Here is a 19,520-nt window from a genome sequence, read left to right as displayed (position 1 = left end):
GGTGGAACTACTCGCATGTCCATTGATATCAAGAAGGAATTAGGGCAAGCCAAGGTCGAACAGCGCATTGTATATGAATCAGGTAACGAGATGGCGGCATATGCGGCTCATCAAATTAATTATCATGTTATGGGATATTTTCCAATATCTCCATCTACGGAGGTTGCCCAATTTCTAGATCTTATGAAGTCCAATGGACAGCATGACATCGTGCTCATTCCGGCAGACGGTGAACATGGTTCGGCAGGCATATGTTATGGCGCTTCAACTGCTGGCGGCCGCGTATTTAACGCGACAAGCGCCAACGGTTATTTGTATATGTTGGAACAAATGCCGGTACAATCCGGGACACGCTTTCCCATGGTGATGAATTTGGTATGCCGCTCCGTATCCGGACCGCTAAATATTCATGGGGATCACTCTGACTTGTACTATGCTTTAAATACGGGATGGCCGATTGTGATGTGTCGGGACCCTCAAGCGGTCTATGACATGAATATCATAGCTTTAAAGCTGGCTGAAGATCCGGAAGTTCGTTTGCCGGTTTTGGTTGCTTCGGACGGATATTTTACGTCCCACCAAAAGCGCAGAGTGCAAACGTTCGCGCATCGTGAGGATGTGCATGCTTTCATTGGAGAGAAGCCACAGGGCTTCCCGGATACGCTAGATCGTAATAATCCGATTACCGTAGGTCCTTATATGAATGAGCCGGATTATATTAATAACTGCTACCAGCAGTCCATGGCCATGTATAACGCTGAAGGTGTTTATGACCGCATCCGGCAGGAATACGCTGAGCTGACAGGCCGTGATTATCCGATTCTTGAGCTATATCGGATGGAGGACGCGGAAGTTGCCGTGTTCTTGATGAATTCGGCTTCCGAAATCATCAAAGACGTTGTTGACCAGCTCCGCGAGAAGGGCATAAAAGCCGGATCGATCGCGCCGAATATCATCCGTCCATTCCCAGCAAAGCAGATCGCTGAAGCTTTGCAGAATGTGAAGGCGATCACCGTTGGCGATCGCGCGGATTCCTATGGCGGCCATGGCGGCAATATGGTCAACGAAATTAAAGCGGCGCTGTTCACACATGGGAACAGAGATACGCTTGTCATAAGCCGAATCTACGGCTTAGGTGGCAAGGACTTTTATGCCGAAGACGGGCATAATTTGTTCCAATTTGCCATTGACGCTGTACAAAGCGGCAAGGTGGAGGTTCCCTTCGATTACTATGGCCACACGCCAGGTGATCCTTCGAAAGCGCCGAAGCGGGTGTTGACGCCGATGAAGTATGAGGATTTGAAGACGGGACTCATCACGGTAACGCCGGATGAGAACACGGGTAAGCTGAATGTTCGTATCCCGCCTTTACGAGCATTAACGAAGAAACCGAAGCGTATTGCTCCGGGGCATGGCGCATGTCCAGGCTGCGGCATTTTCTCTGGCTTGGAGCTATTTTTCAAGGGGATTGAAGGCGATATTGTCTCGATCTTCCATACAGGCTGTGCCATGGTTGTAACGACAGGTTATCCGTATTCGGCTCACAAAGCGACGTATATTCATAATCTGTTCCAGAACGGTGCAGCGACCCTCTCAGGCGTTGTGGAGATGTTCTGGGAGCGCAAGCGTCGTGGCGAACTCGACCATTTGGGTTTGAAGGACGATTTCACCTTCGTGATGATCACTGGTGACGGCGGAATGGATATTGGGATGGGGCCGGCGATCGGAGCGGCTTTGCGCAATCATAAAATGATTATCCTCGAGTACGATAACGAGGGATACATGAATACAGGTGCGCAGTTGTCTTACTCGACGCCAATGGGTCATCGCACATCGACTTCGAACGTTGGGAAGCATCAGGGTGGTAAAGTGTTCCATCACAAGGATACAGCCCAAATTATGGCTGCTACCCATATTCCGTATGTATTTACGGGGTCGGAAGCGTATCCGCAGGATCTTGTGAAGAAAGCCGCGAAAGCACAATGGTACGCCCAAAATGAAGGATTGGTATATGGGAAAATTCTCATTGCTTGTCCACTCAACTGGTTGTCGGATGACCAGGAAGGCTCCAATATCGTCGGAGCTGCGGTAGATTCCTGCTTCTTCCCGCTCTATGAAGTAGAGCACGGGGTTACGTCCATCACGTATAATCCGGAGGATAAGAGCAAGAAGATTCCACTGTCGGATTGGCTCAAGACGATGGGGAAAACGAAGCATATGACGAAGCCTGAATATGAGGGTTCCCTGAAATCGTTCGAAACGGAAGTTGAACGTCGTTGGAATATGTTAAAAGCTAAGCATGAGAATGCTTATTTATAAGTCGTCATCATAAAAATGAAGGCACATTCACCATGATGGTGAACGTGCCTTTTTATCGGAGGAATGAAAGATGCCCTATGTACTGCAGCACAAAATATCGCAACAGATTTTCACATGTACACAAGTCAATCACTACGGTTTAGCCTATTATGGCGTTAAATTTTGGCCGGATTTAGAAGAGGCTGAGCAGCAGTTTCCTGCTTTTCTACACAGCATTGGGGGAATGGAGACGGATGCTTGGCATGTGACTGAGCTTGAGGAAGGGGAAATGAAGCTCTGCAATGTGAAGTTGAAAAATGACCCTAATTTGCAAGTGTTTTGGCCTCTTACACGAAAACCGGAAGTCCGTAAACCGGAAAAATAAACCATAGCGTCAATAGGTACCCAGCCACTATGATTTCGACAACAAACGCAACCTTTCGCCTATATTCGTGAAGGACCCGCTCAAACTATAATAAGGATGCGAATGAAAAAATTAACATCACAACGAAATGGCAAACCGAGCGAAAGCTTGGGACGCAAAGCTACAGGGGCTCTCGTGCCTAAGGCAGAGTGCTAGCCAGCTGTCGAATGCGATGGGACCCTTCTACAAGAAGAGGATGACCCAGTTGAGGCATACGGGTCATCCTTTTTACGATGAAGAGGAGGTGTCAGGTTCAAAGTATCCATTTCGTCAGTTCGGTTTTTACGTAACTCAAATACAGCTAGAGCGATATCAACCTATGGAGGTATGACGATGAGAAAATGGACGATAGTTCTTGGTATGCTAGTTTTAGCGCTTACTCTTGTAGTCCCGGCAGCTATTCAGGCAGATGAGGGGATAACGACGAAGGCCCAAATTGTTTCGGGGGTAAGTTTCAGAGATCAAGCTAGTACTTCAAGTAATGTTATACGTTTATTGAAAACAAACGAAATTGTCACCGTCACGGACTTTGCAACGACGAATTGGTATAAAATCAAAGATGCGCAGGGTGTAAGCGGTTATGTTTCGACGAATAGCAAATACATAAAAATAATTAGCAATGCGGAAATCATTTATGGCGTAAACTTTCGCACACTTCCAGCTTCCGAACCCGGCTCCAAGGTTATTCGGATGCTTAGTAAAGGGGAAGACGTCCTTGTTAAAGAAAAAGTCAACGATAGTTGGTACCAAATCCAAGATGCCAATGGAATTAGCGGTTATATAAGCACAAATAGTAAATACATAAGCACTGATTTCTCCGTCATCAAACCCAATCTGCCTCTCGCCGAAGAAATTGAAGCCGTTATTGCAGCTGGTAAAGTTTACTTAGGCACTCCTTATGAATTTGGTTCGGAACGCAACGATACCACGACCTTCGATTGCTCGGATTTCATTCAAACGATGTTCTGGGATGCTCTACGATTATCCGTACCTAGCGATTCACAAGCACAAGGCAACTATGTTAAATCGTTAGGTCCTGTTAGTAAGGAGTGGACAAGCTTGAAACGTGGAGATCTGATGTTCTTCAGCAGCTACAAAGGGAGTAAAGCATCAGATTATGATAACGTAAACGTTCTTACAGAACCGATCACGCATGTTGGACTATATTTAGGAAATGGGAATATGCTGCATACGTATTCGATCGAATCCGGCGGTGTTCGTATGGATACGATCGCTGGGAAGCAATGGGAAAATCGATTTTTGTACGGCGGCCGTGTTTTACGCTAAGTGATGGTTCGATCAGAGGAAATTTGCCATATACTATAGATAGGGGCGGATGCAGCTTCAGCATCCGCTTCTTCCTCATTCTAAGAAGAAAGGAAGAACCTTATCTTTGAAACCTTTGACGACGACCCATCCACTGGAATTTCGGAACACAACGGAAAGAGGATTAAACCTAGATACCGTACACGAGCGCATTCTCCATTTCATGCGTCACGACCCCGTAGCAACCTACAAATTTATTATTGGTACGGATTGTCAGGTACACCAAGGTCATACGAAATTCATTACTGGTGTAGTTATCCAGCGGTTAGGAAAAGGAGCGTGGGCGTGTTATCGTCAAGTCATCGTTCATCGGGCCCTGCATTCGATTAGAGAAAAACTTTCGATGGAAACTGCTCTGAGTGAAGAGATTGCGATGTATTTTGATGAGTCTAAGCGACAGGATATGGAAAACATCCTTCTTCCACATCTGTATCAAGGTGCTTCCTTTGATATGTTTATTCATATCGATGCAGGTGACGATGAGAATAAGAACCGGACGGCTAAATTCGTCCAAGAGATGGTAAGGAGAGTGGAATCCGTCGGCATGGTTCCTGTTATTAAACCGGATTGTTATGTAGCTTCGGCTTATGCCAACCGTTTTTCGAAGAAGCCGTATCAGCCAATTTATGAGAATCGTGAGGTCATCGATGGCATCCTATAAGAGATATAGAAACCGTTAGTTCGATGTGGTCTCCTCGATCATAGGAACTGACGGTTTTGTTTGGTTGAGAAGGTATCGAAAAGAGGATTCCTCAGCTTCTTAGCGAAATAATGCTTCTATAAGGTTAGAGAGAAAGGGGAGAACAAGATGAGCAAAACTTTTATTATCGAAGCCGTTATGCTAGCTGTGCATGGTCAGTTAATGCTGCCAGAACAGCCTGTTACTTATGTGATACCTTATACCAGCATTCAGGAGTTATACGAGCTTCAGACAGGCAGTGAGCCGATCATGTTAGAGGAAGAAGACGATGGCTTCGTGAAGCAAATGATTGGTGAGCTGATTGCTTTCTTCGAGGAATCTTTTAATAAGAAAAAAATTGAAAAAGCATTAACTGTTCCTTGGCGGAAAAGCCCTCCTTTACCAATAAATGAGCATGTCACCTTGGTGGTTGTATATGCGATTGACAATGAGGAGTATGGGGACAATTTCGACCCCATTGAAACCGAATTAATTCTGACAGCGATCAAAGAACAGGCTGCTCTGTTAACTGACCAGTTAGATTTCATTGAACGTATGGTTCAAGCGGGGATTCCAGTTGAAGCTTATGACGTTGAGGATTTTGAATTTGCGGTAGAAGGTGACAATCAGGTTTAGGAAGAGGAGTTGAGGAATGCAATTATGCGTGTCAAAGATCAAGAGGAGCAATTAACCTCACTGCCAACCTACTGGTTTCCTACTCAAACATGGTCCATGCGTGTTGGCGCGGGAGGTATGAATAATACAACTCGGTTCGTAGACGTGGAAGGTACTTCTTATGTTCTTCGATTGTACGAAACTCATCGTGACATGGACAAAATTATGTTCGAGCATAGTGTTCTATTGGCTCTAGATAAAGAAAAAGATAAACTTCCATTTCGTGTACCTGTGCCAGTGGAGCTCCCAACTGGGGGGACTGTTGTCCGATTAGACGCTAGGGAAGGCAAATTGGCTGCCTTATTTACGTACACAGATGGCTGCAACCCCACTTGGGGGAATACGCAGCAACTGCTGCAATTCGGAGAAGCTGTCGGAAACCTGTCATCTGCTCTGGCTGCGATTTCCATGGAACTTGAACCTGTCTACCCACCTTATTATGAAATTGAACATATCCATCCTCGCTGCACGCCAGATGCGATTCAAAAGTTCTGTCTTCATCCACTAGAACCATTCAGGATGCAGAGCGATGAGCTTTCCTATATATTTGGACGATTTGCTGCTTTTTATAAGGCTATTCCTAATCTTAGAAAGCTTCCACATCAACTCGTTCATGGTGATATCAATGGATCTAATATGCTGGTTAATGCCGATGGACATATTACGGCCGTACTCGATTTTGAGTTCGTAACTAGAGATGTTCGAGTGATGGAGCTGGCTGTCTGCTTATCAGATCTAATCGATCCCACTCTACCTACAGAAGAACTGCGACGTAATTGTACAGCCTTTTATAAGGGGTATGGCCAATCGATTGATTTACGAGAGGAAGAAATTGCGCTGCTGCCTCTTCTAATCGAGCTTCGACGGTTGGATGTATTTATCCATTTTTTGGGGAGATACTTGGATGGTGTGGATGCTCAAGGCGTACTCGTTGATATTATTCATAACACGTTTGACAAAACGAAGTGGCTGCAAATGAATGGCTCGGAGCTTGTGCATACTTTGCTCAAATAGCATGAAGATGGGGGTAATCGTACAAGCGATAGTTCGCTAGTTGGAATACCATATAGCACCAATTGAAAAGGTGGTGTTTAGGTATGCCTAAAGGTGTTTATCTGGGGAATGTTCTCGCTGCGCCTAACTGTGGTAGGTTTTGTCGTAATGTGTGTAATCGATTATTTGTAGTTGGGCGCAATCAATGTATTGCGGATTGTCTGCGGTGTGGTGGATTACGCGGAAGCGCAAAGCCCGCAGTGAAATCAAAAGCAAAAATGGCTCACAAATCAAAACGTAACTGTCATTGTGGTTGTGGCAAATGTAAATAAATTTGAAAAAACTGTCGAAGAGATTCGGCAGTTTTATTTCTGATTGTTGGTAAAATAAATGCATAACTAACCTTGAGGTAAGTAAGACACGTTTTTTTCAGTTCTTTTTTTGTTGCTTCAGTTAACCTATACTAGTACTTAAGAAGCCAGTTACTGGTGAAACTTTGGTGGATGCTTACGAAGTAAGTTTTCTACGAAAACATTTAGGAGGACAACAATGGTCTATCAAGCAAGCTCAACGCGTTATGCAGAAATGAAATATAATCGTACAGGTAAATCAGGGCTTAAGCTCCCGGCTATTTCATTAGGATTGTGGCACAATTTCGGTGGATTAGATCTCCATGAGAATGGAAGGGCTATGCTGCTTCGCTCTTTTGATTTAGGGATTACCCATTTTGATTTGGCTAATAACTACGGGCCGCCACCAGGGTCAGCTGAGGAAATGTTCGGTAAGGTGTTGAAAAGCGACTTGGCCGCGTACCGCGATGAGTTGATCATCTCAACTAAGGCTGGTTACCACATGTGGGAAGGTCCTTATGGAGAGTGGGGCTCCAAGAAATATCTAGTATCCAGCTTGGATCAAAGTTTGAAAAGAATGGGATTAGAATACGTAGATATTTTCTATTCACACAGACCGGATCCGAATACGCCATTCGAAGAGACAATGGCTGCACTGGATTTAATTGTTCGCCAAGGTAAAGCGTTATACATAGGTCTATCCAATTATACAGCAGAGCAAACGAAGGAAGCGGTAACCATTCTGAAAGGTCTGGGTACACCGCTGCTGATTCATCAACCTTCCTACAGCATGCTGAATCGTTGGATTGAGAATGGCCTGCAGGATGTGCTGGATGAGTATGGCGTAGGCAGCATCGCGTTTTGCCCGCTTGCTCAAGGCTTGCTGACGAACAAGTACGTGAGTGGGGTGCCAAGTGATTCTCGCGCGGGTGGGAAGAGTCAATTCCTGAACACGAAAGATATTACGGAAGAGAAACTTGCTCAAATTAATCAACTCAATGAGATAGCGAGCAGTCGCGGCCAAAGCTTGGCGCAAATGTCGCTAGCTTGGGTTCTCCGCGGCGAGCGAGTAACGTCAGCGTTGATTGGTGCTAGTCGTGTGTCTCAAATTGAAGAGAACGTAGCTGCGCTTAAAAACTTAGCATTCACGCCAGAAGAATTGGCTAAAATTGAAAAAATCCTGAAGTAACCTTCAGGATTCCAGCCGTTTATCAATCGCTTCGGACATTGTTTTATCGGTGAGATGCGCATAGATTTGCGTTGTTTCAGGGGAGGCATGTCCGAGCTGCTCTTGAGTTTTGTACAAGTCATTCTGTAAGTAATAATCTGTGGCGAACGAGTGCCGCAGCTTATGAACCGACAAGTAGGGCTTGCCGAAGCGCTTAGCGTACTTGATAACGAGTTCTTGGATAGCCCGTTTCGTCATACGTTCGCCCTCTTTTTTGCCATTAGCGATGGCAAGGAAGAGGGCTTTTTCCTTTTTGAGCGGCTTATAGCGAGTTGAGCGGATGGTGATATAGTCCGTTAGAGCTTGAATAGCTTCATTTCGGAAGTATACGGGAGTTTTGAACGTGTCATCATTCTTACCTTTGCGATATACGTAGGTAAGCTTCTTCTTAAGGTCAATATCATCGACGTTTAGATTGAATACTTCGGATACACGGAGCCCCGAATTTAGTATGAGTGTAATGATGCAGGTATCTCTTATTTTGTTCAGCTCATAGGAGTAGAGAGCTTGCTTATTGGTAGCTACATCGTGCTCATAGCCATGCTGCACATACGCAATAAACTCAACTATTTCCTCTTCTTGAAGCAGCTTGCCCTCGAGCTTAGCGGCACTGTCCTTGGGCCTATGCGATCGTTTGATCTCCACTTTGGCCATCACATTGCGCTTCAGAAGCGGGTAGAAATTATCATCCTCGGCAATTTGGCTTAAATAATGGAATAAGGAACGCAAAGCGGAAAGCTTACGGTTAATCGTCGTTTTCACATTAGCCTGAACTTTACGAGTAGCTAGGAACATGCGAAAGTTGTCAACGCTATCCATATGTAATTTCTCCAAGTCCTCCAGAGGAACTTGGTTCATAGAGGGAGCAGAACTTAATCCTTCGGCCAACAGCCAGGATAGAAAGATTTCGTAATCACGCACATACTCAAGTAAAGAGGATGGAGAGAGGTCAGGCAGCTTATAATTGATGAATTTCTCAATATACCATGGCATGGTAGGGATTCTTTTTTCTAATTCAAGGCGATCTTTGACTTTAATGATGTTCATAGGTAAATGTCACCTCACTAGCTTCTTCTTGCTGTTAGTATAGCAGTGGGTGAGGGAAATTGGTAGAAGAAGGTCGATTCGGAGCATACGACCCTGTGCTATTATGTAGTGTACCAAACTATTCTACGCACTCGCACGTCCTAGCTCATACAAGACCAAATCTTATGCGCGCGTAGAAAAAGGAGCGTCTTTTAATCTCATGACGATGAATGGCAAGTTAGAAAAATTACTGATTGCATGTATTACGGAACATAAAGAAAATGTCTATCGATTAGCTTACAGTTACGTGAAAAATTCGGAAGATGCCCTCGATGTCGTTCAGGACGCCATACATAAGGCTTTTGCTTCAGCTAGCTCTCTGAAAGATACCGCATCCATAAAGAGTTGGTTTTACAGGATTGTTGTAAATACTTCATTGGATTTCTTGAGGAAGCATAAGAAAATTCAAGTCGTTGATGAAAACACGATGGAATCGTATGCTCAGGGCAGTGAAGATACCTACACCAATATTGATCTGGAAAGGGCACTGGATGATTTGCCCGCAATCTATCGAAGTGTGATCGTACTAAGATTTTTTGAGGATATGAAGATTGATGAAATCGCCGAGGTTTTACAAGAAAACAGCAGTACGATTAAGACGCGATTGTATCAAGCCCTCCGATTACTCCGGATAAAAATGATTGATGATAAGCTAGAGGAGGTCAACTAAAATGAATGAGAAAATGGAACAAATGAAACAACACTATATGGATATTCCGATTCCAAAAGAACTGGATTTTATCGTAAACCAAGCTATTAAGCAAAATAAGAAAAGAAAAAGCAATGTTAAATGGGGATTTGCAGTAGCAGCGGCGGCTATTTTATTTGTCGCAGGTATCAATACTAATTCTACTTTAGCCCAGGCTTTATCTGAGGTGCCTCTCGTTGGCGACCTTGTGAAGGTGTTAACTTTTAGAGAATATAAGTTCAATGATGGAACCTTTAAAGCTAATCTAGAAGTACCTGTAATCACGAATTTGGATAATAAAACGTTAGAAGATACTCTGAATAATAAATATCTGGAAGAAGGCAAGAAGTTATATACGGATTTCATCTCTGAAATGGAAAGTTTGAAGCAAAATGGCGGCGGTCATTTAGGTGTTGATAGCGGTTATGTCATTAAAACCGATAACGATCACATCCTTTCCGTTGGAAGATACGTGGTAAATACAGTCGGATCCTCCTCAACAACATTTAAATACGACACAATCGACAAAAAGAAACAATTGCTGATCACTTTGCCAAGTTTATTTAAAAATGATGACTATATCCATATTATTAGTGAAAATATTAAGGAACAAATGAAGGAGCAGATGAAGCGGGATCCGCAGAAGATTTATTGGGTTGAGGGTGTTTCTAACGAGGTGAATTTCTACTTCAAAACCATCACGAAAGATCAAAACTACTACATCAATACGAATGGTCAACTCGTTGTCTCTTTCCAAAAATACGAGGTGTCTCCCGGTTATATGGGCGTTGTCGAGTTTATCATTCCAACTCCTGTGCTGTCTGATGTTTTGACGATGGAAGGCGAATATATTCATTAGGAATAAAAAAAGGAACATTTACTAAAATTAATCGGGTATGAAAAATTCAGCTGGGGGTATCTCTATGCAACAACAAACGCCGCAACAAAATCAACAAGGCTTTGAGCAAATAAAAGAAGCTGCCCAAAAAGCTGAGCAAGCTGCTGAACAAACTCTGCAAGTTGCTCAGGAGATTTATTCACAGGCGACTGAAGCTGCACTGTCCGAAGCAGAACAACAGCTGCAAGATCTTCAGGGACAAATCCAGCAGGCCCAGCAAAAGACGGAAGATTTAAAACAAGAATTACAAACGACACAAGAATCGCAGCAATCGCAACAATCCAAACAAACTCAGCATTCTCAACAATCCAAACAACCTCAGGACTCTCAACAATCTTCGCAATCTCATCAATCCCAATAACGTAATGTCTGTGAGTTAGCGTAAAAAGTCTGTGCACCTGCAACAGGCTTTTTTTGCTTGGATGGGTCGCAAAAAAAGTGTTGTCTGTACATGACATCATGTGTTAATATGTGGAAAATAAACGGAAGGGCTTCTAGGGATCCGAACCTACCAAGGTGGCGAACCGAGCGAAGCCGACACGGATACATGACGTGTTACACCGTAAGGGATAAAAGACCTTCGGAAAGTTCCGCCTGTTTAGGCGAAACGGACTGAGGTCTTTTTTGCTTTACCGATATAAAAAGTGGAGGGAATAGAGATGGCATCGATCCGTGTGGAACAATTGGGGAAATCCTTTCAACTCAAGAAAAAAGAAGAAGGCTTTATGGCGAGTGTTCGGGCACTGTTAAAGCCGGAGTATGTAGACAAATCAGCCGTAGAGGACATAACGTTCTCCGTGGATCAGGGGGAAACGCTTGCCTTTCTCGGACCGAATGGTGCCGGGAAATCCACGACGATTAAGATGCTGACAGGCATCCTTCATCCTACAACAGGTCAGGCTGAAGTTCTAGGCTGCTGTCCATGGAAGGAGAGGACGAAGCTGAGCTATCGAGTAGGCTCTGTCTTCGGGCAAAAGTCGCAGCTTTGGTATCATTTGCCTCCTATCGATACCTTCGAGTTAATGAGCCGTATTTACGAACTGCGGCGCAGTGAGTATGTACGCCGGCGTGATGATCTCATTGAGAGATTCGAACTTGGCCCCTATCTGCATACGGCAGTGAGGAAGCTCTCGCTAGGCGAAAGGATGCGCTGTGAGATCGCTGCTTCCTTGATGCACCGCCCACAGGTGCTGTTCCTTGACGAACCAACGATTGGGCTAGACGTTGTCGTTAAACAGCGAATACGCGAGCTTATTCTAGAGTTAAAACGTGAAGAAGGAACCACTGTTTTTCTAACGTCACATGATGCTGGTGATATTGAGAGGCTATGTGACCGGGCGATTGTTATTAATCATGGCCGGATTGTCTTCGATGACCGTGTCGAGGTTATGAAGCAGCAGTTTTTGACACAAAAAACAGTCCGCCTTGTACTGGGAGAGGAGCCGGATACCTTAGAAATTGTCGGGGTGAAGGTACTAGAACGAAGCGGTGTTAGAATTTCACTTTCTGTTGATATGGGTCAAACTACGATTGAAGCAGCGCTATCCCAGATCATGGCTGAGCACCGCATCATTGACGTTACGGTTGAAGATCCACCGATGGAGGACATCATTACACGTATGTACGGGAACTTCGGTAAGGAGGAGAAAGGACATGAACAACTGGAGAAAATCGGTTAAATATGCCTTTATCGGCAAAATCACACTTCGCAATCAACTTGCTTATGTGGCCGATTTTCTAATCCGCTCGTTGTTTCTGTTGTTGATTCTTTATATTTTTCTTCAACTATGGCAGACAACGTTTCGTGGCGAGGGAACGGAAACCATTGCAGGCTTCAGCTTCAAGCAAATCATGTGGTATCTCGTTATTACGGAATCGATGATCCTCGCTAGTCCTAGTCTCTGCTCACGCGTAGAGGAAGAAGTGAAAAGCGGGGATATCGTGTTCAAATTTGTCCGTCCTGTCAATTTTGTCGCCTTTCACTATGTTGAGTATATGAGCGAAGCAGCGATTCGGTTTCTAGTCAACGCGGCGCTTGGCGGTTTATTAGGTTTACTTATTATGGGACTGCCTGATTTTGGTTATGGCTTGCTATGGTTGCCCATTGTGGCATTATTCGGTTTCACGGTAAATTTCATGCTGAATATGGTTTTAGCGCTAAGCTCTTTCTGGGTGGAGGAGACACGCGGTTTGGAATTCGTATACAATAAATTTTTATTCACGATAGGCGGCATGTTAATGCCTCTAGAGTTATTTCCCGACATGCTGCAGCGGATAGGACGATGGCTGCCGTTTCAAGCTATTGTCTACATCCCGGCCAAGACAACAGTGACCTTTGATGCAGGTCAACTGCCAATCATGATCGGCACACAGCTGTTATGGGTTGTTCTCATCGGCATAATTGTCTCATTGGTCTATAGAAAAGGAGTGAAAAAGCTCAATGTTAATGGTGGATAGCTGCAAATTGACACCCATTAGTGAATTTGATCAGCCAGGTAAATTCAGGCGTTTACTTCAATTCGTCTGGCAATGCTGGAAACTTAATCTTGCTGGCGCCATGGAGTTTCGGATGAGCTTCTTTCTTACGGCCGGAATGATGATTATCAATAATGTGGTGTGGATTGTGTTCTGGGGACTTTATTTTGGCCGTTTTCCTGTATTGAATGGATGGGAGCTACAGGATGTGATGATGTTATGGGCTGTGGCAGCTGGCGGCTTTGGCGTTATGGCTACGTTTTTCGGTAACGCTATGCGAATATCGAATCTGATCGCAACCGGACAGCTTGATATTTATTTAACGCAGCCTAAGCCAGTGCTTCTTCATGTTCTCATCAGCCGCATGTCGGTAAGTGCAATTGGGGACGTCTTATTCGCACTTATTATTTACGTAGCATTTGGAGATAAATCAATGATAGGGTTCATCAAATTTGGTTTAGCGATGCTGTTATCGACGCTGATTTTCTTGTTTTTCACGATTATTGTAAACTGTCCTGCGTTCTGGTTAGGGAGTTCAGATGGGCTGAGTTTTCAGCTATATAATGGGCTCCTGACATTCACCACGTATCCAACGAGCATATTTCGAGGGTTGGGCAAAATCGTACTGTTTACTGTGTTGCCTGCAGGGTTCATCAGTCACTTACCCATTGGGTTGTTACGTCAGGCAGACATTCCTTTTATATCAGGTGCCATAGCTGTGACTGGCTTGCTTTGCTTGGGAGGCATTTATTTGTTCTACACAGGACTCCGGCGATACGCCTCTGGCAATATGATGGGGCTTCGGCGTTAATTGGGTTAAAAGGGATAAGCTGCATATCGGTGACGCATGCTATAGGTGGAAGCCGCTTTATAGAATTAACAAAGGAGCTGATATCTATGGCGCGACGCCGACGTGGACAACAACCGATGATGCAGAATCAACCGTACGGTACGACGAATACACAGCTTGAACCTTCTCAAAATTACAGCAATGCGGTCGAACCAACCCATAATGGAAATTTTGCATGGAATGGTCAACCGATTCCAACACAAACGTACCAACAAGCTGGTCAAAGCGGGCAGCAGTCATTTATTCCCCAAGCTCGTAACAATGGAACTCAGACTTCCCAAGGTGGAATGCCAGTTCCAGGTTCATCAGGCAACATGAATGCCGAATATGGTCAGCGTAACACGGGAATTAACCATGCAGATGCGAGAAATGTAGGCTTTCAAGGGGGATATACCGGCTATGGTGCGAATGGCCAACCAACCCAATATGGCACTTTTATGCGGGATGGAACGCAGTATGGTGCAGGTCCACACACGATAGACCCTAATAAAGCTATTATTCAATCCGTCCATTATGGAGATGGCGGCATCAGTGCGGTTCAATTCCAAGATGGCAGGGTAGTTGATATTGCTAATGCCATTGCCATGACAGAAGCAGGCTTGATTGAAGATGTGAATACGGGCAGGAATCGTGAAGGTCAAAAGACGCTCAGATCTTATCCGGATGGCGATCCAAGCAACAATTTATCTAATCTACCACGGTTTTAAAAAGATGATCTGAAGCAGTTTGCCCCAAGGGTGCAAACTGCTTTTATTATGAATAGGTGCTCCAAATGAAAAAGCCACCGTTACAAGTCGGCGGCCTTTTTGCTCTAGCGTTCTAATGAGCTCATATAATAGCATTCTTTGAATGCGGATACATTTTATTTTTTAAGATTTGTCAAATACTTGAGAACAAGTCCAAGTGCGCCGACGTAATAAGCAACTAATAATACGAAGCCTGTTGGATCAAGGGACAACATGTTGGAAATTAAAAATAAAGGGAAAACATAGAACAGCATATCTTGCAGATAAGTCAGAATCAGAGTGCTGGAGAAGCTGCCAGCTTTGAGTGCTTTATATAAGCCTAGTAAAAAGCTAAGCCCCATAAAACCCAAAACTACCCACATCGAATAGAGCATCCAACCCGTAAGTGTAAGTGTCATTTAGTTTCACCTCCCCGTAGGAAGATTTTCTTTCTACTTTATCATATGCTGCCATATGACAAGTCGTACTAGGACGACACGATTATTTTATTCAAAAAAATTATTTACTTAATATTAATTATGTAAACAAATTTAGAGCTGCATATTGTTTCGATAAATAAGGGGGGAGACACCGACGTATTTCTTAAATAACCGTGAGAAGTAAAAAACATCTTTATAACCAAGTGAATCTGCGATCTCCTTTACGGTATCGTCTGAATTCAGCAGAATGTTTTTCGCTGCGGCCATTTTCAAACGGTGAATATAGGCTCCAAGTGGGTAGCCGGTATATTCGCTTACGATCCTCCGGAGCGTAGAAAGCGAGATATGGTGGCGTTTTGCGATAACCGCCGCGTCAAAAGGCTGGAACAACGAATCACCGAGATCGGCCATGAGATCGATCAATTGCTGTGTTTTTGTCGTTTCTGCCGGTACTTGAGCTTTCAGAATAAATTCAAAAAGCAAGGATTCAAGCAGCAAAGCAGCACGGTCGATATTATCGGGTATACCGCTTTCCATAAGGATAAAAATGCGTTCGATCCGATTGTGCTGGGCGGCATCTTCATGCCCAACCTGCTTCGCTGAATCGACTTGTGTAAGCCAACTACTAAGCCATTCCGCAATACGGGTTCCCTCGAATGTGAAGTAGTACTCGTCCCAATAGCCATCTGCATCAGGTCCGTAATTATAAACAGCTCCAGGTCGAAGGAAGAACAGACTGCCGCTTTCAATGTGTTGAATGGCGCCGTCATCGACTTGATAGGAGCCCTTTCCACCAGCAATATAGACAATGGCCCACTTGGTAAATTTAGCGTGAGCTCGAAATGATATACGGCCTGGGAGATGACCAACAGCGAGAATAATCAAGGATTGCAGCTTTAATTTACTGGAATCAATGGGCAATGAAATGATCCGAAGCGGATAAGGACTGATCATATAGTCCATGAATCTTGGCATATCGTGTATTCCCTCCGTGTAAGCGCCATGGTATCTTAGAAAATATTTGACGTAGCATGGTTTAATCTAATCATGTTCATTATGAAAAAAAGTAATGTTCTGAAGTGGGTGAATTAGCTGTAAATGAGCGTGTAATAAAAGGTGAAGCAAAGCCATAAGCAAAGCGGTGTGAACAATAAAGTATCATATTTTGCGAATCGAGTCTGTTTGACCCTCTTAAATAAGCCCACATACTTGAAATCCCCAATTGCTCGGAGTCCAAATACGAAGACGCAAAGCCAACACCCCCATTTAACCCATGGAAATGAAGGGAGGGCTGGAAGTAAGCGCCCTTGAATAGCCAGTAGCAGTGCACTGCTAAACAAGAGAATGGCTACGATTAAGGTAGCTATTTTGCCAGGTTTAAACGTCATTTCTCCTATGCCGCTTGTAGCAGGAATAACGACTCTGCTTCCCCATTGACCGCCAAATGCCCAGTACACATGTAAGCCTCCGAGACAAAGTAACAACAAAATAGAAATTCCACTTATCATCATCCTTGAATCACAACCTCTCGGAAATGAATGCCATCCATATCATTATTTTAACTGAAATAAGCTCTTTTCAATAGGAAAAAGCACGAAATGATAGAAATATCACGTTTAATTGTTGTTTTTATATGAATTAATCTCATTAAATATTAATGTTATTAATAATATTTATTTTGTAGATTACTCGTATTGATTTAGTAGCCGTTGTAAAGGGGTTACAAATGTACGCAACTTGGTGGGGAATGGGGGGAAACTATGTTATAATAAAGCACACAATTGAAAGAAAGCAGGCGACTTACACAGCATGAATGGACAAAATCGTAAAGATGTGATTCCAGGTATTGAAGTGAACATTGTTTTGAAGCAAGATCAACGCAGCGGGAAGTTAACGCGTGGAATAGTCAAAGATCTATTAACCAATTCACCTACCCATCCTCATGGGATTAAAGTAAGACTTGCAGATGGACAGGTTGGACGTGTCAAAGAAATATTATCGCCGGCAAGGTGATTTATAATCCAGGGGGAACGTGAGATGGCGAAAGCAAAAGTAGCAAAAAGACCAACGCGGGATGAATTTGTATTAGAAGAAATCGGTAATCAACTGTCCGAAGCGAAGCAGGAGAACTCCGAGATTGTTCTGACGGTCTGGGGGCGTGAAGAACGTGTTCGCGGGCTCATAGCGACAATGGATTCTCGGACCGGTAGAGTACATATGGAAGTGAATGGTGAAATTGACAAAGTACCTTTCATGGACATTATGAAAGTCGAATACCCGCGGGATTAAGACCGGGAAAACGGTTAATAAGTTTATTCTGCTGTTCTTTACAGAGGATATGCCTTAATTGACCGTTTTTTTCTGTCAAAAAAATTGCACTAAATCTATATTTAACGCAACTTAGATTGTAACGGACGGAGTGAAAAGGATTGGGACAAGTGTATGAGTATGATGATGAGTATTTGGAGCTATTTGACTCATGGATGAAAGATCAGGGCTTTACGAAACGAACACAACAAGCTTACTTAGGGGATGTAAGGTTATTCCTTTCAAATATCGAGAAATCTTTACCAACGATTGAGGCAATTGATATCATGCGCTTTTTGACGAAAATGCGACAGGGCGGGGCAGGGGATGCCGCGCGTAATCGCTATTTATCTTCGATTCGGACTTTTTTCGCGGCGTTGATCGAGCTTCAAATTGTGCAGAGCAACCCTTCACTTAACGTGAAAAAATCGAAGGTCGAGAAAAACCAAATTCCCACGTTTCTCAGCGAGCAGCTGCTTGCTGTGTTTTTGCAATCGATCGAGGGGAAGTATCAGATTCGGAATGTGGCCATGTTTCTATTGATGAGTTATGCGGGTTTACGTGTAAGTGAGCTGCATCGACTCAATATCTCTGATTTCAATCGTTCAACGAATACGCTGCAGGTATTTGGCAAAGGGCGGAAGTGGCGTGTCATTCCTCTTCCTGCTGAACTGGTTAAAGTTCTGAATAAAGCATTAATAGAACGAATGAATACAAGGAGCTCGGTGGAGCAGCCTTTTTTTGTTTCTCAATTTGGTCGGCGAATTAGTGTTCGTATGATTCAAACGATTGCGGAGAAGCATTTCGAAGTGCTTAAGCAGCAGTATGCTGAACTACAAGGGAAGTCGATCTCAAGTCATAAGCTTCGCCATACGTTTGCCACGATGCAGGTTTTGGCAGGGACAGATATCCGAACTCTGCAGGAATTACTTGGACATGCGAGCATTCAGACCACACAGATTTACACCCATGTTGGAGATAAACAAAAGCAGGATGCAATGAACCGTGTTTCAGCATTTATTCCAGTAGGGATGGGGGTATAGAACGGGAGTTGTAATAATTAGTTCCAGTGGGGCATATAAGGCAACAGAGAGATTACAAAGTGGATCCAAATTTTGAATAAGTTCTCTTTGGTAGGAGGCATATTTATGGCTATAAAGCCCCCCATTTTACAAAGGGGTGATACCATCGGAATTGTTACTTTAGGAAGTCCGCTTGACGCAACAATCATTGATGAAAGAATTAAAACAATTGAAAATATGGGATTCAATGTAGTAGTGGGTAAATATGTGTATGCTTATGGAGGCATAGTTGCTTCAACAGCGCAACAACGTGCTGAAGACCTTATGAGTATGTTTGAAAATCGCAGTGTGAAGATGATATTACCTACAAGAGGAGGTACGGGGGTCAAAGATATTTTGCCATACCTCAATTATACGATTATTAAAAATAATCCTAAGATCGTAACAGGATACAGTGATATCACGATTTTATTAAATGTCTTGTACCAATTTTCCGATTTAATTACTTTTCAAAGTCTATTGTTAATTGACTTTAGCACGAGCACACCAACGTATAACTTCAACCAATTTTATTCGGCTACATCAACCCTCAGTAGTCCAAGAGTGATTCAGAATCCACCCGGCATGCTGCAGACAAGCCTGAATGCAGGAAATGTTCGAGGTCCAATCGTAGGGGGGAATCTCACTTCATTTGTCGATACACTTGGCACTCCATACGAAATTAATACGGTTGGAAAAATACTGGTAATAGAAGAGACGCACGAAGCAACGAATGTCATTTACCGATATTTGACTCGTCTGATCATGGCAAGGAAAATTCATGATTGCATCGGTGTGGTGATGGGACAATGCACGAATTGCACCATATCTTATTCTACGACTTATAATGACTTAATAACGGATGTGATTGCTCCTTTAGGAAAACCTCTCATGACCAATGTAAGTACAGCTCATGGCCTTTATAAAGCAGCAATCCCCATTGGAGCGAATGTAAACCTTGATACTTACAATAATAGGCTTACAGTACTTGAACCCACGGTAAAAGCCTAGAGCACG

Annotated in this window: 22 protein-coding genes and 1 riboswitch; of the genes, 18 read left to right on the top strand and 4 right to left on the bottom strand. The window is 43.7% G+C overall.

Going from position 1 to position 19,520, the window contains the following annotated elements; all coding sequences use genetic code 11:
- Window positions 1–15 precede the first annotated feature (15 nt).
- From AC58U0_RS13665 to mgrA, 7 genes are all read left to right on the top strand, one after another.
- Complete coding sequence (locus AC58U0_RS13665; RefSeq protein ID WP_497379540.1) at window positions 16–2,319, top strand: thiamine pyrophosphate-dependent enzyme; 2,304 nt, start codon at window positions 16–18, stop codon at window positions 2,317–2,319.
- A gap of 70 nt (window positions 2,320–2,389) precedes the next feature.
- Complete coding sequence (locus AC58U0_RS13660; RefSeq protein ID WP_497379539.1) at window positions 2,390–2,683, top strand: hypothetical protein; 294 nt, start codon at window positions 2,390–2,392, stop codon at window positions 2,681–2,683.
- A 119-nt stretch (window positions 2,684–2,802) separates the two neighbouring features.
- Window positions 2,803–2,890: riboswitch (cyclic di-GMP riboswitch) on the top strand.
- 165 nt (window positions 2,891–3,055) lie between these two features.
- Window positions 3,056–4,009, top strand: coding sequence for a C40 family peptidase (locus AC58U0_RS13655; protein ID WP_497379538.1), 954 nt, complete (start codon window positions 3,056–3,058; stop codon window positions 4,007–4,009).
- A gap of 106 nt (window positions 4,010–4,115) precedes the next feature.
- Window positions 4,116–4,709 (top strand): ribonuclease H-like YkuK family protein, encoded by a 594-nt coding sequence (locus AC58U0_RS13650; protein WP_497379537.1) that lies wholly within the window; start codon window positions 4,116–4,118, stop codon window positions 4,707–4,709.
- A 147-nt stretch (window positions 4,710–4,856) separates the two neighbouring features.
- Window positions 4,857–5,363, top strand: a complete 507-nt coding sequence (locus AC58U0_RS13645) for a hypothetical protein (RefSeq protein WP_057301484.1) — start codon at window positions 4,857–4,859, stop codon at window positions 5,361–5,363.
- Between the two features lie 24 nt (window positions 5,364–5,387).
- Complete coding sequence (locus AC58U0_RS13640) at window positions 5,388–6,416, top strand: phosphotransferase (RefSeq protein ID WP_497379536.1); 1,029 nt, start codon at window positions 5,388–5,390, stop codon at window positions 6,414–6,416.
- A gap of 528 nt (window positions 6,417–6,944) precedes the next feature.
- The gene (gene mgrA / locus AC58U0_RS13635) at window positions 6,945–7,934 is read left to right on the top strand and encodes an L-glyceraldehyde 3-phosphate reductase (RefSeq protein WP_497379535.1); all 990 of its coding nucleotides are present in this window, start codon (window positions 6,945–6,947) and stop codon (window positions 7,932–7,934) included.
- A gap of 3 nt (window positions 7,935–7,937) precedes the next feature.
- Here the strand turns inward: mgrA and xerS are convergent, their stop codons facing one another.
- On the bottom strand, window positions 7,938–9,020 hold the full coding sequence (gene xerS, locus AC58U0_RS13630; RefSeq protein WP_497379534.1) for a tyrosine recombinase XerS: 1,083 nt from the start codon (window positions 9,018–9,020) through the stop codon (window positions 7,938–7,940).
- 205 nt (window positions 9,021–9,225) lie between these two features.
- On the opposite strand from xerS, the gene sigV reads away from it, so the two are divergent.
- From sigV to AC58U0_RS13595, 7 genes are all read left to right on the top strand, one after another.
- Complete coding sequence (sigV, locus tag AC58U0_RS13625) at window positions 9,226–9,729, top strand: RNA polymerase sigma factor SigV (protein WP_497379713.1); 504 nt, start codon at window positions 9,226–9,228, stop codon at window positions 9,727–9,729.
- Between the two features lies 1 nt (window position 9,730).
- On the top strand, window positions 9,731–10,606 hold the full coding sequence (gene rsiV, locus AC58U0_RS13620; RefSeq protein WP_497379533.1) for an anti-sigma-V factor RsiV: 876 nt from the start codon (window positions 9,731–9,733) through the stop codon (window positions 10,604–10,606).
- A 64-nt stretch (window positions 10,607–10,670) separates the two neighbouring features.
- Window positions 10,671–11,006, top strand: coding sequence for a hypothetical protein (locus AC58U0_RS13615; RefSeq protein WP_497379532.1), 336 nt, complete (start codon window positions 10,671–10,673; stop codon window positions 11,004–11,006).
- 298 nt (window positions 11,007–11,304) lie between these two features.
- Window positions 11,305–12,324, top strand: a complete 1,020-nt coding sequence (locus AC58U0_RS13610) for an ABC transporter ATP-binding protein (RefSeq protein WP_497379531.1) — start codon at window positions 11,305–11,307, stop codon at window positions 12,322–12,324.
- A complete protein-coding gene (locus AC58U0_RS13605) occupies window positions 12,299–13,102 on the top strand; it encodes an ABC transporter permease (RefSeq protein WP_497379530.1) in 804 nt (267 codons plus the stop codon). The genes AC58U0_RS13610 and AC58U0_RS13605 overlap by 26 nt, the downstream gene beginning before the upstream one ends.
- Window positions 13,086–13,931: an ABC transporter permease gene (locus tag AC58U0_RS13600; RefSeq protein ID WP_497379529.1), complete on the top strand. Its 846-nt coding sequence runs from the start codon at window positions 13,086–13,088 to the stop codon at window positions 13,929–13,931. The genes AC58U0_RS13605 and AC58U0_RS13600 overlap by 17 nt, the downstream gene beginning before the upstream one ends.
- A gap of 86 nt (window positions 13,932–14,017) precedes the next feature.
- On the top strand, window positions 14,018–14,677 hold the full coding sequence (locus AC58U0_RS13595; RefSeq protein ID WP_497379528.1) for a DUF3892 domain-containing protein: 660 nt from the start codon (window positions 14,018–14,020) through the stop codon (window positions 14,675–14,677).
- 155 nt (window positions 14,678–14,832) lie between these two features.
- Here the strand turns inward: AC58U0_RS13595 and AC58U0_RS13590 are convergent, their stop codons facing one another.
- From AC58U0_RS13590 to AC58U0_RS13580, 3 genes are all read right to left on the bottom strand, one after another.
- Complete coding sequence (locus tag AC58U0_RS13590) at window positions 14,833–15,114, bottom strand: hypothetical protein (RefSeq protein WP_497379527.1); 282 nt, start codon at window positions 15,112–15,114, stop codon at window positions 14,833–14,835.
- A gap of 132 nt (window positions 15,115–15,246) precedes the next feature.
- Window positions 15,247–16,110: a helix-turn-helix transcriptional regulator gene (locus tag AC58U0_RS13585; protein ID WP_497379526.1), complete on the bottom strand. Its 864-nt coding sequence runs from the start codon at window positions 16,108–16,110 to the stop codon at window positions 15,247–15,249.
- A 113-nt stretch (window positions 16,111–16,223) separates the two neighbouring features.
- Window positions 16,224–16,643, bottom strand: coding sequence for a DUF3995 domain-containing protein (locus tag AC58U0_RS13580; protein ID WP_497379712.1), 420 nt, complete (start codon window positions 16,641–16,643; stop codon window positions 16,224–16,226).
- Between the two features lie 301 nt (window positions 16,644–16,944).
- On the opposite strand from AC58U0_RS13580, the gene AC58U0_RS13575 reads away from it, so the two are divergent.
- The 4 genes from AC58U0_RS13575 (at window position 16,945) to AC58U0_RS13560 (ending at window position 19,514) form a co-directional block, all read left to right on the top strand.
- Window positions 16,945–17,148 carry a YwbE family protein gene (locus tag AC58U0_RS13575; protein WP_029195001.1) on the top strand — a complete coding sequence of 68 codons (204 nt, stop codon included), beginning with the start codon at window positions 16,945–16,947 and terminating at the stop codon, window positions 17,146–17,148.
- 24 nt (window positions 17,149–17,172) lie between these two features.
- The gene (locus tag AC58U0_RS13570) at window positions 17,173–17,424 is read left to right on the top strand and encodes a YolD-like family protein (RefSeq protein WP_057301470.1); all 252 of its coding nucleotides are present in this window, start codon (window positions 17,173–17,175) and stop codon (window positions 17,422–17,424) included.
- A 149-nt stretch (window positions 17,425–17,573) separates the two neighbouring features.
- Window positions 17,574–18,485, top strand: coding sequence for a tyrosine-type recombinase/integrase (locus AC58U0_RS13565; protein ID WP_497379711.1), 912 nt, complete (start codon window positions 17,574–17,576; stop codon window positions 18,483–18,485).
- Window positions 18,486–18,590: 105 nt separating this feature from the next.
- Complete coding sequence (locus AC58U0_RS13560; RefSeq protein WP_497379525.1) at window positions 18,591–19,514, top strand: S66 peptidase family protein; 924 nt, start codon at window positions 18,591–18,593, stop codon at window positions 19,512–19,514.
- The last annotated feature ends 6 nt before the right edge of the window (window positions 19,515–19,520 follow it).

The organism is Paenibacillus sp. J31P190 (assembly GCF_059692075.1).
This window is presented reverse-complemented; position numbering and strand designations above follow the sequence as displayed.

Coding starts and splice junctions, on each gene's coding strand:
- AC58U0_RS13640 (WP_497379536.1), top strand. CDS start 5,388: ATGCGTGTCAAAGATCAAGAGGAGCAATTAACCTCACTGCCAACCTAC.
- AC58U0_RS13655 (WP_497379538.1), top strand. CDS start 3,056: ATGAGAAAATGGACGATAGTTCTTGGTATGCTAGTTTTAGCGCTTACT.
- AC58U0_RS13605 (WP_497379530.1), top strand. CDS start 12,299: ATGAACAACTGGAGAAAATCGGTTAAATATGCCTTTATCGGCAAAATC.
- AC58U0_RS13660 (WP_497379539.1), top strand. CDS start 2,390: ATGCCCTATGTACTGCAGCACAAAATATCGCAACAGATTTTCACATGT.
- AC58U0_RS13665 (WP_497379540.1), top strand. CDS start 16: ATGTCCATTGATATCAAGAAGGAATTAGGGCAAGCCAAGGTCGAACAG.
- AC58U0_RS13560 (WP_497379525.1), top strand. CDS start 18,591: ATGGCTATAAAGCCCCCCATTTTACAAAGGGGTGATACCATCGGAATT.
- AC58U0_RS13570 (WP_057301470.1), top strand. CDS start 17,173: ATGGCGAAAGCAAAAGTAGCAAAAAGACCAACGCGGGATGAATTTGTA.
- AC58U0_RS13615 (WP_497379532.1), top strand. CDS start 10,671: ATGCAACAACAAACGCCGCAACAAAATCAACAAGGCTTTGAGCAAATA.
- mgrA (WP_497379535.1), top strand. CDS start 6,945: ATGGTCTATCAAGCAAGCTCAACGCGTTATGCAGAAATGAAATATAAT.
- AC58U0_RS13575 (WP_029195001.1), top strand. CDS start 16,945: ATGAATGGACAAAATCGTAAAGATGTGATTCCAGGTATTGAAGTGAAC.
- rsiV (WP_497379533.1), top strand. CDS start 9,731: ATGAATGAGAAAATGGAACAAATGAAACAACACTATATGGATATTCCG.
- AC58U0_RS13580 (WP_497379712.1), bottom strand. CDS start 16,643: ATGATAAGTGGAATTTCTATTTTGTTGTTACTTTGTCTCGGAGGCTTA.
- sigV (WP_497379713.1), top strand. CDS start 9,226: ATGAATGGCAAGTTAGAAAAATTACTGATTGCATGTATTACGGAACAT.
- AC58U0_RS13610 (WP_497379531.1), top strand. CDS start 11,305: ATGGCATCGATCCGTGTGGAACAATTGGGGAAATCCTTTCAACTCAAG.
- AC58U0_RS13595 (WP_497379528.1), top strand. CDS start 14,018: ATGGCGCGACGCCGACGTGGACAACAACCGATGATGCAGAATCAACCG.
- AC58U0_RS13585 (WP_497379526.1), bottom strand. CDS start 16,110: ATGCCAAGATTCATGGACTATATGATCAGTCCTTATCCGCTTCGGATC.
- AC58U0_RS13645 (WP_057301484.1), top strand. CDS start 4,857: ATGAGCAAAACTTTTATTATCGAAGCCGTTATGCTAGCTGTGCATGGT.
- AC58U0_RS13600 (WP_497379529.1), top strand. CDS start 13,086: ATGTTAATGGTGGATAGCTGCAAATTGACACCCATTAGTGAATTTGAT.
- AC58U0_RS13590 (WP_497379527.1), bottom strand. CDS start 15,114: ATGACACTTACACTTACGGGTTGGATGCTCTATTCGATGTGGGTAGTT.
- xerS (WP_497379534.1), bottom strand. CDS start 9,020: ATGAACATCATTAAAGTCAAAGATCGCCTTGAATTAGAAAAAAGAATC.